The organism is Spirosoma pomorum (genome assembly GCF_054776615.1).
Genome location: NZ_BAAHBP010000035.1, coordinates 14,251 through 28,195 on the forward strand (window position 1 = coordinate 14,251; position 13,945 = coordinate 28,195).

Annotated in this window: 12 protein-coding genes; 6 read left to right on the forward strand and 6 right to left on the reverse strand. The window is 51.2% G+C overall.

What is annotated here, in order from left to right; translation table 11 throughout:
- Window positions 1-6: 6 nt before the first annotated feature.
- Entirely contained in the window at window positions 7-639 is a 633-nt protein-coding gene (locus ACYVAD_RS20875; protein ID WP_461141478.1) for a DUF4126 domain-containing protein, read from the reverse strand.
- 52 nt (window positions 640-691) lie between these two features.
- A complete protein-coding gene (locus ACYVAD_RS20880; RefSeq protein ID WP_461141479.1) occupies window positions 692-2,191 on the reverse strand; it encodes an ATP-dependent DNA helicase in 1,500 nt (499 codons plus the stop codon).
- A gap of 144 nt (window positions 2,192-2,335) precedes the next feature.
- On the opposite strand from ACYVAD_RS20880, the gene ACYVAD_RS20885 reads away from it, so the two are divergent.
- The 4 genes from ACYVAD_RS20885 to coaD all read left to right on the forward strand — a co-directional run bounded on the left by ACYVAD_RS20885 (window position 2,336) and on the right by coaD (window position 4,923).
- A complete protein-coding gene (locus ACYVAD_RS20885) occupies window positions 2,336-2,773 on the forward strand; it encodes a CBS domain-containing protein (protein WP_461141480.1) in 438 nt (145 codons plus the stop codon).
- 127 nt (window positions 2,774-2,900) lie between these two features.
- Entirely contained in the window at window positions 2,901-3,401 is a 501-nt protein-coding gene (locus ACYVAD_RS20890; RefSeq protein WP_461141481.1) for an NUDIX domain-containing protein, read from the forward strand.
- Between the two features lie 68 nt (window positions 3,402-3,469).
- Window positions 3,470-4,360 (forward strand): DUF3822 family protein, encoded by an 891-nt coding sequence (locus ACYVAD_RS20895; protein WP_461141482.1) that lies wholly within the window; start codon window positions 3,470-3,472, stop codon window positions 4,358-4,360.
- A gap of 110 nt (window positions 4,361-4,470) precedes the next feature.
- The gene (coaD, locus tag ACYVAD_RS20900) at window positions 4,471-4,923 is read left to right on the forward strand and encodes a pantetheine-phosphate adenylyltransferase (RefSeq protein WP_461141483.1); all 453 of its coding nucleotides are present in this window, start codon (window positions 4,471-4,473) and stop codon (window positions 4,921-4,923) included.
- A gap of 16 nt (window positions 4,924-4,939) precedes the next feature.
- Here coaD and ACYVAD_RS20905 read toward each other — a convergent pair whose 3' ends face one another.
- Window positions 4,940-5,638: an NUDIX hydrolase gene (locus ACYVAD_RS20905; protein WP_461141484.1), complete on the reverse strand. Its 699-nt coding sequence runs from the start codon at window positions 5,636-5,638 to the stop codon at window positions 4,940-4,942.
- Between the two features lie 118 nt (window positions 5,639-5,756).
- On the opposite strand from ACYVAD_RS20905, the gene ACYVAD_RS20910 reads away from it, so the two are divergent.
- Both ACYVAD_RS20910 and ACYVAD_RS20915 read left to right on the forward strand, forming a co-directional pair.
- Window positions 5,757-7,043 carry a hemolysin family protein gene (locus ACYVAD_RS20910; protein ID WP_461141513.1) on the forward strand — a complete coding sequence of 429 codons (1,287 nt, stop codon included), beginning with the start codon at window positions 5,757-5,759 and terminating at the stop codon, window positions 7,041-7,043.
- Between the two features lie 65 nt (window positions 7,044-7,108).
- On the forward strand, window positions 7,109-7,432 hold the full coding sequence (locus ACYVAD_RS20915) for a hypothetical protein (RefSeq protein ID WP_461141485.1): 324 nt from the start codon (window positions 7,109-7,111) through the stop codon (window positions 7,430-7,432).
- 72 nt (window positions 7,433-7,504) lie between these two features.
- On the opposite strand, the gene ACYVAD_RS20920 is transcribed toward ACYVAD_RS20915, so the two are convergent.
- From ACYVAD_RS20920 to metG, 3 genes are all read right to left on the reverse strand, one after another.
- The gene (locus tag ACYVAD_RS20920; protein WP_461141486.1) at window positions 7,505-9,583 is read right to left on the reverse strand and encodes a glycoside hydrolase family 97 protein; all 2,079 of its coding nucleotides are present in this window, start codon (window positions 9,581-9,583) and stop codon (window positions 7,505-7,507) included.
- 143 nt (window positions 9,584-9,726) lie between these two features.
- Entirely contained in the window at window positions 9,727-11,502 is a 1,776-nt protein-coding gene (locus tag ACYVAD_RS20925) for an ABC transporter ATP-binding protein (RefSeq protein WP_461141487.1), read from the reverse strand.
- Between the two features lie 270 nt (window positions 11,503-11,772).
- Complete coding sequence (metG, locus tag ACYVAD_RS20930) at window positions 11,773-13,839, reverse strand: methionine--tRNA ligase (protein WP_461141488.1); 2,067 nt, start codon at window positions 13,837-13,839, stop codon at window positions 11,773-11,775.
- Between the last annotated feature and the right edge of the window lie 106 nt (window positions 13,840-13,945).

Sequence of the window (13,945 nt, forward strand, 5' to 3'; positions counted from 1 at the left end):
AAAGATTTAGTTCAAATTTGTCGGGCTGCGCGGCACATTTGTGAAGCTGGTACCTCGTTTGCCGGACGCTCGCGTGAACCAGACTTTACGTTTGGTAATTAGCTGACTGATGATAAGGGCTACCAGAATACCAATAACGGCGGCTGCAATGAGCGGCAGCAGCAGCGTTAGAATTGATAAAATGACCGAAGCCGCGTTCTCGCCCGTCGCCAGTACCGGGTTGGCTAGCCCTCCGGTTGTCGTCGTCGACCCTAGTCGCAGCAAGCTGGTTCCCGCCTGAACTATCCCGGCGGAACCACCCCCAACGATCAAACCCAAACCCCACTGGATAACGGGCGAATCGACAAATAGGAACGACGAACTAAGGATTGTTCCCGCTATGACCGCTGCGGGAGTTGCCAGTGTATCCAGAAAATTGTCGAACCAGGGGATGTAGTACGAGCCAATTTCGAAGATTGTTGCTACAGATAAGCCCACCAACGCTGGCCAGCCACTCAGCCACTCGAACCCCGCCATCGTGTGGACAATCCCCAGTTTGGTGGCAAGGCCTGCCAGCAGTAGCGGAACGAACACACGAAATCCACAGCAAGCTGCTAAACCGACGCCGATGCAGGCGCTCATGATCCAATCGATAGACATACCAGATGATTGTGTATAGTCTATTTCTAACTGGTTTTAATGGCCAACGGTTTTAACCAAAAAACTGCGGGTTAAAATTCATCAGGTACGCTTCGTCTGTAGCACGGGTTAGGGCGGTATACAGCCAGCGCACAAATTCATTATTGACCTGCCCCTCAGGAAGAAATCCTTGATCAATAAAGACCGCGTTCCACTGGCCGCCCTGGGCTTTGTGGCAGGTTAGCGCATAGGCGAATTTGACTTGCAGCGCATTCAGGTAAGGATCGCGCCGAAGGGCTTCCGTACGTTCTTTCTTGCTTTTGATGTAGAAATAATCCCGCTGCACGCTTTCATACAATGCTTTATACTGGTCCGATGTGAGGGACGGAACGGGCGAGTATAATGTATCCAGCAGGATCTTGGCGTCGAAGTCCGGTTGATCTTCGTAATCGACTAGGCGCAATGTAACGGTCGCAAACCGGAAGCCATGCATTTCTTCCTTATTCCTGATCTTCAGCACTTCGGCAAATTCTCCGTTGGCCAGAAAACCCGCGGGCGAATCATCGTCCAGAATGGTATAATTATTTCGGGCGATCATCAGCATGTCGCCCGTATCCAGTTCATCTTCGCACTGGTCAATCATGCGCCGGATAAACTGGTTGTACTGCACGGCCGTTTTGTTCGATCGACACAGAATGACCGTGTTTTCGCGCCCGTATTTGTTGTAAGCATACTGAATACCATCTTCCAGTTTGTTCAACGGCATTTTATAGATGTCATTGAAAGAACGGACGTTCAGCCGGATCTCCGGCGCGTCGAGCATCGGCGTCGATGGATTGTCGGTCAGCAGCGCATCGAAACCGACTGCTTTAGGCGTCGGTTCGTTACGTTCGGTATCGCCCAGCAGCACGCGTAATTCCGTAGCGTTGTATAAGATTCCCGACTCTTCATCCTGCCGCATTACCTCGGTCAGCTCCTGTTCGAACACCGTCATGTCGAACGAGCTAGCCAGAAAGCCACGGTCCAGGGCTGGACTTAGCTCGCGGCCCACGGGGGGTAACTGCGCGGTATCGCCCACCAGCATCAGTTTGTTGCCCGGATTCTCGAAGACGTAATCAATCAGATCCGTCAACAGCCCTTTGCCGCCAAAGTCGGCTTCGTCGGAGATCATGGAGGCCTCGTCGACAATAAAGAGCGTGTCCTCGTGGTAGTTTTTCTGCCGCTGGAAAGCCAGCGTACCCGAGCCTGGGTCAGCCACCTGGCGGTATATCTTGCGGTGGATCGTCTGGGCGGGTTTCTTGGCGTAGTTCGACATCACCTTAGCCGCCCGACCGGTGGGAGCCAGCAGGATGGATTTGTAGCCAAAGCGGGGCAGTACTTTAATGAGCGTACCCACCAGCGTCGTTTTACCCGTACCCGCGTACCCACGCAATAAGAAACAGTCCCGATAGCGTTCCTGCTCTTCCGGCGTAATGAACGTACTGATCTGATCGAAGAATTGTAACTGTCCGGAAGTGGGTTTAAAAGGGAAGCGTTTAGCCAGCAACTGAGCTGCCGATTGGGTATCGTTCATGCATCTAAGTTACGAAAAAAGGGGTAGAATACGAAGTGGTTCTATGGCCCTTATAGATGACTCCGGAGCAATAAAAAAAGCAACTTTCTCTGTTTTTTTATTTTGTTTTTTCTATTTTCAACCCCACTAAATATTTAATAATCAATGAATATCCGTCAAATTCTACAGACAAAGACCGTAAATGCCCTCTATTCGGTATCGTCGCAAGAGACGGTGCTGGCCGCGCTCGAACTGATGGCCGACAAAAACATCGGTGCCGTATTGGTTGTCGACGACGGTAAGCTAAGCGGAATCTTTTCCGAACGTGATTACGCGCGAAAAGTAATCCTGAAAGGACGCCACTCGAACGATACGCTGGTCGAGGACGTAATGACCCGCCAGGTAATTACCATTGAGCCCGAGCAGCAGCTGGAAGAATGCATGGTGATTATGTCCGAGAAGCATATCCGCCACCTGCCCGTTATGAAAGAGGGTGAATTGACGGGAATTATTTCCATCAATGACGTTGTGGCGGCCATCATCCGGAATCAAAAAAACCGGATTGAATCGCTGGAAAGCTACATTTCAGGAAGTCCTTACTGATCAAACGACTGTAGTCTGTACTTTTTTCTAGAAGTCAGAACTTTTGCCACGCAGCCGAATACACGATCACCCATACACCAAACGTCGTAAAACCCCTACCTTTGCAGTTCTAACTAGTGGAGTGACTGTGACGAAAGTACTTGACAAGCCCCGACAAGAGGTGTTAAAACTGTATGGTAATCGGCTTCGGCTGCGTGTGTGCGGTCTTTACTGTGAAGACGACAAACTACTGATGGTACGCCATCGGGGCATCAATTCGTCTGACACATTCTGGTGTCCGCCAGGGGGCGGGGCTCAGTTCGGAGAAAAAGCCCCCGATGCCCTGATTCGTGAGTTTTCCGAAGAAACGGGACTGGATGTTGAAGTTGGGGAGATGCTTTTCGTGAATGAGTTCATGCTGCCACCTCTGCATGCGTTAGAACTGTTCTTTACGGTTCGGGCTGTTGGCGGATTATTGCGGTTGGGTCAAGATCCCGAAATGGGCGTAGACGAACAGATCATTGAAGAAGTACGGTTAATGACCTTTGATGAGATCAAGCAGATGCCGTCCGACGAGGTACATGCCCTGTTTCAGTATTGTAACTCACTGGAAGACGTGTTTCAGTTGCGGGGTTACCTGGGACAGTAATTCGTTTCGTCGTTTCTGCTTTTTGAGTAGCTTGCCTGCTTCGAAAATTCATCCCCTACCGCCGAGCCGTGAAAACCGCTGACATGCTCACACCTACCCTAACAATTCGTGCTGATTCCTTTGGACTAACCCAGGTTAACCAGTCAGTGCTATGCCTGGAAATAGGGCGCGACCGATTGCGGTTCATGGTGCAGAACAAACAGCGGGAGATTGGCTATCTGGAAGAATACACGTTCCCCTCAATGCTGGCCGAACGGCCGCTAAGCGAAGTATTGCCCGACGTTTTCCTGAACCATCCTGTATTGACGGCTGGCCCCTGGCAGGAAATTCGGATTTCACTGAATTCGCCCTCGTTTACGTTGGTTCCTCAGCCACTGTACCGGAAAGAATACGCTGGTAGCTATCTGGCGCTGATGCGGGGAAGCGCGTTACCCGCCCACGAATTCGCCCAGGCGTATCTGCACGAAAGCGAAGGGTTTCTGTCCGTTTTTAACCTGTCACACCCGCTGGCTGACTATTTCGCAGAAATGTACCCATTGCAGTCGATACGGTTTGTCCACCAGACCAGCGCCCTGCTACAGGCAACGGCGGACATGGACAAACGTTCACTGACTCCGCAGGGCGTATGGCTGTATTTTGAAGATGAGTTTGTAACGGTGATCTGTCGTCAGGATCATCAGTTGCGGTTTTGTAACCGGTTTGGCTACAAAAATCCGCAGGATCTGACTTACTATGTTCTGTACGTGCTGGACGAGCAGCGCATGGACCCTACAGAGGTGCCCGTTACGTTATACGGCGAGATAACCCCCTTTGCGGATTCTTTCACCGAACTAAGTCGTTTTCTGGCGCACCTGTCATTTGGGCACGTACCGCCCAGTCTGCACCTAGCCGATGAATTTGACGATGCCCCCGAACATCGGTACTTGAGTTTGTACGGGTTAACGTTGCTCAGTACGTAGTCGATAAGAGAGAAAAGCCCGATTACGGCAGACAACTCCCAAAAGATGCCGCTGTTTGTTGCGGGTTACGTTTATTCTCTGCCTTTCTTTGTGCTTCCTTTATCAGCTCAATGAAAAGAATTGCCCTGTTTCCCGGCTCATTCGACCCGTTTACGAAAGGTCACGAAGATATTGTCCTGCGTGGATTAAAGCTGTTCGATGAAGTCGTTATTGGCGTTGGTCGGAACGCACGCAAGGAACGCTATTTTCCACTGGAGCAAATGATGGAACTCATCGAAGGGGCCTTTCAGGCTTACCCGTCGGTACGGGTGATCAGCTACGAAGACCTGACCGCCCGGGTTGCCCGTAATGAAGGCGCGAAATTCCTGCTGCGGGGATTACGTAATACCACCGATTTTGAATACGAGAACGGCATCTCCCAGGTTAACCGTTACGTATACGACGAAATAGAAACCGTTTTTCTAATTACGTCCCCCGATTTGGCTCCCATCAGTTCCAGCATCGTCCGCGACCTGCACCGCTACGGGCAGCCCGTTGATACGTTCCTGCCTTACAAGCTTTGAGCCAACAAACTCACGGCTAAGCGATGAGTTTGTTGGTCTCGTCAATGACGTAGCGAATAGAGCTGAACGAATTGGTCAGTGCTTTTTTGGTCTGACGCTGATCCAGCCAGGCAAGTTGCTCGATGTCTTCGTCCTCCTGGGGGGCCATGTTCCGGTCGTCCAAGACGCTCATCAGGTACCATTTGGTACGCTTCAGGATCCGGTTACCGTTCATTTTGTAGGTATGCCAGGTCGTGCAGACCCGCTCCCCAACGGCCACCCGGACGCCGGTTTCTTCTTCCACTTCCCGGGCGGCTCCCTGTCGTGATGACTCGCCATCGTCCAGTTTACCTTTGGGTAGGTCCCAGACACCCCGGCGGAACATCAGCAACATTTTTTTATTCTTGATCACAACGCCACCGGCCGCTTTGATGATTTTGAACGGTTTTTTGATGGCCGTTTTGCAATCACTTTTGTTGAGGCAGGAGAGCGTAACCGAGAGCAAATCATTGATCGTGTCCGCTTGCAAAAGCGTCAGCAGCTTAGCGATCAGGGCAGGGGTTGAGTTTAAAATCAAAAGGTGTCCCTGCAGCGATTCAGCCTTCAGTGTTTCCAGACGAGCGTCGATAATGTGATCGTAATCACTCAGTGGTTTGCTGCTTGCCGAAGCCTCTGCCTGTGTAGCGGTTTTGGCGCCAACGAGCCGAATGGGACGGTCGTTTAGAAAAACAATCATTGGAACAGAAACGGTTCGAACTGTAAAAGTAATGAAACCGGCGTTTTGCACCACGGATGATTCAGTAGGAAACCTGACCGGTTTCTTTATTTTTGCGAAGGACAACCTCATTTCCTTTGTGGAGATACTTATAATTTTAGTGTTGACATTGCTGAATGGAGTCTTTTCCATGTCAGAAATTGCACTGGTTTCATCACGTCGTTCCAAACTTGAAACAGCTGCCAAAAACGGTGACCGGCGGGCGCAGGTAGCCCTCGATCTAGCAAATTCCCCCAACCGCTTCCTGTCGACCGTGCAGATTGGTATTACGCTCATCGGTATTTTACTGGGTATTTTTTCCGGTGATAAGCTGACCGATGACGCCCAGAACATGGTAGCGCAGGTGGACATATTCCGTCCCTACGCGCACTCGATTGCCGTCGTGCTGGTCCTGTTGCTGCTGACTTATCTTTCGCTGGTACTGGGGGAACTGGTGCCTAAACGGATTGGTCTATCCAATCCTGAAGGTATTGCCAAGACGGTAGCGGCTCCCATGATTCTGTTGTCGAAAGTGACCTCGCCATTTATTACGTTGCTGACGTTTTCCAGCGATCTGCTGCTCAAAATCTTACAGATTCGCCCGAACGAGAGCGCGGTTACAGAAGAGGAAATCAAGAGTATGATTCAGGAGGGTACCACCGGAGGTACCATCGAAGAAATTGAGCAGGAAATCGTTCAAAACGTATTCCAACTCGGCGACCGGCGCATTACGTCGCTGATGACCAATCGGCAGGAGATTGTGTATCTGGATCTGGACGACGACCCTGCCGAAAACCGGGAAAAGATACTGGAATATAAGCACTCCGTTTTTCCGCTTTGCCGGGATGGCATCGACGATGTGGTTGGGCTGATTTACTCGAAAGATTTTCTGGGAAAAGACCTCGATACTGAGCTGCAGCGCCTGATGGAGATCAAGCGGGATGCGTTATTCATTCCTGAAAATAATCGGGCGTATCAGGTACTGGAACGGTTCCGGGAGCGAAGAATGTACGTGGGAATCATCGTTGACGAATACGGAGGGATTCTGGGTATGGTTACGCTGAACGACATCCTGGACGTGCTGGTCGGGGATATTACCGATGATGCTGACGATGAGCACGAAATCGTTACTCGTGAGGATGGCAGCTACCTGATCGATGCGCAGTTGCCCTTTGATGAGTTTGTCTCGTATTTTAACATTACTATCAGCGTCGAAAATCGTCGGAATCTAACGGGCTTTGATACGTTGGGGGGATTTGCCCTGCACATTCTGCAGGATATTCCACAAACCGGCGAAACGTTTGTGTGGCAGCAGTTCAAATTTGAGATTATTGACATGGACAAAAGCCGGATTGATAAAATTCTGGTGCGCCGGCTGGACGAGTAGCAAGATTCTCCGAACAGGAAGGCTCCTCCGTTAGTTATTGATGCAGAACTAAACTCAATGTACTCATGCGCTTCTTTGATCCAGATTCCAGCGACTTGACAAGTGGTAGTTCTCGTAATGCCGATACCGGTATGGACTCCGATCCAACCGCCGATGAGGAAGTAATCAACCAACAGGCAGGGGAGAAGTACCCTAAACCAGTAGAGAAACCCGCGAAAATTACACCTGAGGATCTCTCGGAATCAATTGCCTACGCACTGGATGGTAGTGGCCCTGGTCCTACTAAATGCGCTCCCCAAGCAGAAGGCCATAAAGTAATCTCCGAAGGCATCACCGGTGCCAATCTGGAGGAAGAGGAGGAAGCACTGTGGGGCAAGAAGTCGAAATAAGCAGTATATAAATAACAAGGGGCACAAGCCGACGGGTTTGTGCCCCTTGTTGTTCTGAACAGGTTTATTTACTTACTTCTGCCGAACAAACTGGATGGCGCAGCCGCCCCCTTTAGCCAAGTGTAGCGGTAATTTCGTCTTCGCCGTAACCATTTTCTTTTCGATGACGTACGATTCTGGATTCGTGTCCCAGTCGGCGTTGGGGCCGTCGCGGTAAATGATAGCCTGATAGGTTTGTCCAGCTGGTAAGAAGTCTAATGTCAGCGGTAAATCCCGACTGTTTTCGTCGGTAATAGCTCCCAAAAACCATGTATCAGTTCCTTTTGCCTTGCGCGCCACCAAGATATAGTCGCCTGGCTCCGCGGCAACAATCTTTGTATCGTCCCAGTCTACCGCTACGTCACGGATGAACTGAAAAGCGTCCAGGTGCCTTTCGTAATTTTCGGGTAGATCCGCTACCATCTGTAACGGGCTGTACATGGTTATGTACAAGGCAAGCTGCTTCGCCAGCGTCGTACGAACGCGGGTCGTACGAGTGCTGTCAAACTGATTCAGCCGGAAACGAAACAGACCAGGTGTAAAATCCATTGGGCCACCCAGTAGCCGCGTGAACGGCAGGATGGTAGTATGTTCGGGCGTAATGCCTAAGGTGGGCGCGTTATTGAATTCACTGCCCCGGGCGGCTTCACTGGCCATCCAGTTGGGGTAGGTTCGATGCAGGCCGGTGGGATGCGCCGATTCGTGCGAGTCAACCATGATCTTGTACTGAGCGGCTTTTTCGGCCACGCGTTGGTAGTGTTTGATCATCCATTGGCTGTCGTGGTGTTCGCCCCGGGGAATGATCCGCCCGACGTAACCCGTTTTGACGGTGTTGATATCGTGATCAACCATGTACTGGAAAGCCGCATCCATCCGCCGTTCGTAGTTCGTAACCGAGCCGGACGTTTCGTGGTGCATAATGATCCGTACCCCTTTGCTGTGAGCGTAAGCCGTTAGTGAGTCCAGATTGTAGTCGGGGTAGGGCGTAACGAAATCAAACACGTCTTCTTTCCAGTTGCCAAACCAATCCTCCCAACCTTCATTCCACCCTTCGACCAATACGCCATCGAAACCGTATTTGGCGGCAAAGTCGATGTACTTTTTAACGTTTTGCGTATTCGCGCCATGTTTTCCGCCCGCCCGTTCCCAGGTGGCTTTTCCGATGTGCATCTCCCACCACATCCCCACAAATTTCTGCGGTTTGATCCAGGACGTATCGCCAATTTTTGAGGGCTCGTTCAGGTTCAGAATCATCTTCGACGCCAGCAAATCGGTCGCCTTATCGCTAATCAGGACGGTACGCCAGGGCGTCTGCGCCGGGGTTTGTAAATACGCCTTGTTGCCCACCGCATCGGGTGTCAGCTGAGCGGTCAGGGTATTGGTCTGTTTGTTGAGCTGCAGGTGCAGAACTGGATAATTCAGAAGGGCTGCCTCGTATAGGCTGATGTACACACCCTGATCAGTTTTAAGCAGCAGGGGCGTTTGTACAGCGTTGGGGCCAATGACGGTTTTGAGCGCCGTGTCCTTCTCTCGATCCGACGCTTTGACGGCGTCGACTTCTGACAATCTGGTTGTGTTGTAGAGGTACTCGTTAGAGTCGTAGTCGCCGGGCTGCCAGAAGGTTTTATGGTTGGCGGTGAAGGCAAACTGAGTCAGCTCATCGTCGACGACGAAATGCGTCAGCGCTTTCTGTTCCGGAAATTCGTACCGAAAGCCAAGACCGTCATCGAACACCCGAAAACGAACGCGGACTTGAATGCCCGAACTGCTTTTGTCCTGTAACGTAACGGCCAGTTCTTTGTACTGATCCCGTATGGTTTTCGTTTCCCCCCAGACCGGTTGCCACGTATCGTCATGGGCCGATGAATCCATCGCAACGATATTGAACTGGGAGAGCGAAACCTTGGGCTTACTGAACACAAAGCCGAGCCCGGAAGGAGCCAGAATGGGCTGGCCCTTGTAATTCACTTGATACGTTACCGATCCTGAGGCTGCCTGGCGCACCATTACGGCAATCGATCGATTGGGCGATGTCGTCGAAACGACCCGCTGGGCTTGAAGAGACAGACCGAAAGCATTGAAGAATAGTAACGTAAGTAATTGTTTTGTCATCGGTGAGGGGTTACTAGATAGAAATGCAGCAGGCTAATTTATGAATTGATTTTTAGATAAATAGCCGGGCTTGTCAACGGATATAAAAAAAACGATCACCTACTAAAAGTGATCGTTTAATGTCAAGCGGGAAGAGTAAGTGCTTAGACTACTTCCTTGTACTGCATCCGGTAGAGATTGGCGTAGAAACCTTCCTGCTGAATAAGCTCTTCGTGATTGCCCTGTTCGACAATCTGGCCTTTGTCTACCACAATAATCTTATTCGCTTTCTGAATCGTTGACAACCGGTGAGCAATCACAACGGCTGTACGTCCCTTCATCAGCTTACTGATGGCGTCCTGAATCATTTCTTCCGTTTCCGTATCGACCGACGAGGTCGCTTCGTCCAGCACAATGATACGTGGGTTCTGAACCATAGCCCGAACGAATGAAATCAACTGCCGCTGCCCCACTGAAATGGTGGCGCCCCGTTCCATCACGTTGTAACTATACCCGCCGGGAAGCCGCTCGATGAAATCGTGGACACCAACGAGCTTGGCGGCTTCAACGATCTTCTCCCGGGTGATGCTCTGATCGCCCAGCGTAATATTGTTCTCAATGGTATCGGAAAACAGAAAAACGTCCTGTAACACAACACCGATATTCCGGCGGAGGTGACCCAGCTCGTAGTCATGGATGTCGATACCATCGACCTTGATTTCTCCTTTGTTGATATCGTAGAAACGACTGAGGAGATTGATGATCGATGACTTACCCGCACCAGTTGCCCCTACGAAAGCTACTGTTTCACCCGCTTTGACGTTGAACGAAATATCGCGCAGGACGTAATTTTCTTCGTTGTAGGCAAACCAGACGTGATCGAACGTTACGTCTCCCCGGATGGTTTCGGGCGCGTAGCTGCCGTTGTTGACGGTGTATTCATCGCTATCCAGTAACTTCAGGATTCGGTCGGTGCTGACAATGCCCATCTGGAGCGTGTTGAACCGGTCGGCCAGCATCCGGATGGGTCGGAAGAACAGGTTAATGAACATCACAAAAGCGGTGATCGTACCAAACGTTACGTTCGAGTCGACCACTTGCTGCGCGCCATACCAAACGACCAAACCAACGGCCACCGCCGAGATGATATCCGCTACGGGGTAATAAATCGAGTAGTACCAGATCGACCGGATGTTCGCCTGACGATGTTCATCGTTGATAGTCTGGAATTTCTCCGCTTCGATTTTTTCGCTACCGAAAATCTGGACAATGTTCATGCCCGTAATGTGTTCCTGAACAAACGAATTCAGGTTAGCAACGGCCGTACGAACTTCGTTAAACGAATGCTTAATCTTTTCCTTGAACACGTACGTACTGAACAGCATCAACGGAATCGTAGACAGGCTGATTGCCGACAAGCGCCAGTCGGTATAAAACATTACCGCAATGATCAGAACCAGTTGCAGGATGTCGCCAGCAATGGCTGCCATGCCTTCGCTGAATACGTCGGCCAGGGTTTCAACATCGGAGATAGAACGGGTAACGAGTCGGCCAATCGGTGTGTTGTCGAAGAATTTCAGCCGTAGGTTAATAATTTTCTGGTAAAGCTGCACCCGAATATCCCGGATAATATGCTGCCCCAACCAGCCTGATAAGTACGTATTAGAAAACTGGACGACGGCCTGCACGACCAGCACGCTAATCATGATGATCAGCATCTGCGTGAGTCGCGCGTAGTCGCCTATGGCGATCACATTATCGATGGTGTAGCGAATCAGCAGGGGGGAAAGGGGGGCCAGGCAGGCTGACAGCAAAATGATGCTGACCAGCAGATAGAAGCGCCCCTGATATGGCCGTATAAAGTCATACAGCCGACGCAGGATTACCCAGTCGAAAATGCGTCCGGACGGCGATCCGTCGCTTTTTTGTTCTTGGCTCACGAGGAAATTTAATAATGACGAGTCTGAAAACGTAACAGGATTTTTCCGGCGAACGTTTCAGCACAGGCAGAATCGGCAAATAAGAACGAGTATCGGGCTGTGTGCTACGAGGGATGATGCGTAACCAGTTCACTTTTGCGAGCGAATGCGCGACGTGAGGATGGCGAAGGAAACCAGAATCTGGCCGCTGTGAGGGCTGTTGCTACGTGGAATGAGAAAGAGCCGGTAAGCATGGCTTCCGGCTCCTGTATTTGATAGATGTTACGTCAATTACGACACCGTGCCGCCGTTCCAGACGTTGTCGCCGGGGGCGATGAGTGCCAGTTTACCGTCGCGGTCTTCGGCCATCAGGATCATACCCTGCGACTCGTGGCCCATCATCTTACGGGGAGCCAGATTCGCCAGGAACGTAACCTGCTTGTTGATCAATTCTTCGGGCGAGAAATGTTTGGCAATACCGCTCAGAATCTGCCGACCGCCCATCCCATCGTCAACTTTCAGTTTCAGCAGTTTATCGCTTTTTGGTACGCGCTCGGCTTCGACGATCGTACCAATCCGAATATCCATTTTGGCGAAGTCGTCGTACGTAATTTCAGACCGTAACTCAGGTACGGTCTTGGTAGCTAGTTCATTCATGCGTTTAGCGTCCAGTAGTTTCTGGATTTGCTTGTTAATCTCGTCGTCTTCGATTTTGGCGAACAGCAGTTCCCCTTTTCCCAGTTTGTGGCCTTCGACCAGCAGGTCGGCCCGACCCGCGTCTATCCAAGTGAAATTGTCGGTAATGTTGAGCTGGCTACGCAGTTTTTCCGCCGTGAACGGCAGGAATGGTTCGCAAACGATACTCAGGTTTGCTGAGATCTGTAGCGCCAGATTCAAGATCGTGTTCGCGCGTAATGGATCGGTCTTAACAACTTTCCAGGGCTCTGTTTCGGCCAGATACTTATTTCCTAGTCGAGCCAGATCCATCAGGTGGCCCAGGGATTCCCGGAATTTGTACTGGCTGATGGACTGTCCGATCCGGTCGGGGAAGAGCGCCAGTTCATCAATCACCTGAAGATCATAATCCGTGTGCTCACCAATGCTTGGAACGTGGCCATCACAGAACTTCTGCGTCAACACTACTGCCCGGTTTACGAAGTTGCCAAAGATACCCACCAGTTCCGCGTTGTTGCGGGTTTGGAAATCCTTCCAGGTAAACTCGCTGTCTTTGGTTTCGGGCGCGTTGGCTGCCAGGACGTAACGTAATACATCTTCTTTGCCGGGCAATTCTTCCAGATACTCGTGCAGCCAGACCGCCCAGTTTCGCGACGTGCTGATCTTGTCGCCTTCCAGGTTCATGAACTCGTTAGCCGGTACGTTATCGGCCAGGATGTACGGAGAAGCAGAACCTGCTCCTTCAGCCATCAGCATTGCCGGGAAGATGATGCAGTGGAAAACGATGTTGTCCTTGCCGATAAAGTGCACCAGCTTTGTTTGCTCATCGCGCCAGTACAGTTCCCAGTCGCGGCCCTGTTGCTCAGCCCACTCTTTGGTCATCGAAATGTACCCAACGGGCGCGTCGAACCAGACGTAAAGTACTTTGCCTTCGGCATCGGGCAGGGGTACTTTGATGCCCCAGTCGAGGTCGCGGGTCATGGCGCGGGGACGTAGCCCTTCTTTCAGCCAAGACTGGCACTGACCAAACACGTTCGTTTTCCACTCGGTATGGCTGTTAACGTATTTTTCGATCTCGGGTTGCATCCGGTCGAGTGGCAGGAACCAGTTCTTAGTCGATCGCATAACAGGTTTCGAGCCGGACAGCGTGGAGTGAGGCTCAATCAGCTCCGTTGGGCTGAGTGCCGTACCACAGCGTTCGCACTGGTCACCGTAGGCGTTGGGGTTGCCGCAAACCGGGCACGTACCAACGATGTACCGGTCGGCCAGGAATTGGTTCGCAACCTCGTCGTAATACTGCTCGGTCACTTCTTCGATGAAGCCGCCTTTGTCGTAAATCTTCGTAAAAAACTCCTGTGATGTTTCGTGGTGTACAGGATTAGAGGTGCGGGAGTAGATGTCGAACGAAATGCCGAAGTCGCTGAACGACTGCTTGATCTGCGTGTAGTATTTATCGACAACCTCCTGGGGCGTGATGCCTTCCTTCTTGGCCTTGATCGTAATGGGGACGCCGTGCTCATCGGTACCGCTGATGAAGGCAACATCCTTGCCCGTCGAGCGGAGGTAACGAACGTAAATATCGGCGGGCAGGTAACAACCCGCCAGGTGACCGATATGGATCGGTCCGTTGGCGTAGATGAGTGCCGCCGTAACGGTATAGCGTTGGGGATTTTCTAAAGACATGGTCCGGTAATTGGAACGCAAAATTAGTAATTCAGACCCGAAGGTTGTTATGTTTACACAAACAGCTGCGTCAGGTTATGATGGAGAACAACACACCCGCTACGAA

What these genes read in the sequence shown, in the direction of transcription:
- ACYVAD_RS20875 (WP_461141478.1), bottom strand. Translation starts at nt 639, where the DNA reads ATGTCTATCGATTGGATCATGAGCGCCTGCATCGGCGTCGGTTTAGCA.
- ACYVAD_RS20880 (WP_461141479.1), bottom strand. Translation starts at nt 2,191, where the DNA reads ATGAACGATACCCAATCGGCAGCTCAGTTGCTGGCTAAACGCTTCCCT.
- ACYVAD_RS20885 (WP_461141480.1), top strand. Translation starts at nt 2,336, where the DNA reads ATGAATATCCGTCAAATTCTACAGACAAAGACCGTAAATGCCCTCTAT.
- coaD (WP_461141483.1), top strand. Translation starts at nt 4,471, where the DNA reads ATGAAAAGAATTGCCCTGTTTCCCGGCTCATTCGACCCGTTTACGAAA.
- ACYVAD_RS20905 (WP_461141484.1), bottom strand. Translation starts at nt 5,638, where the DNA reads ATGATTGTTTTTCTAAACGACCGTCCCATTCGGCTCGTTGGCGCCAAA.
- ACYVAD_RS20915 (WP_461141485.1), top strand. Translation starts at nt 7,109, where the DNA reads ATGCGCTTCTTTGATCCAGATTCCAGCGACTTGACAAGTGGTAGTTCT.
- ACYVAD_RS20920 (WP_461141486.1), bottom strand. Translation starts at nt 9,583, where the DNA reads ATGACAAAACAATTACTTACGTTACTATTCTTCAATGCTTTCGGTCTG.
- metG (WP_461141488.1), bottom strand. Translation starts at nt 13,839, where the DNA reads ATGTCTTTAGAAAATCCCCAACGCTATACCGTTACGGCGGCACTCATC.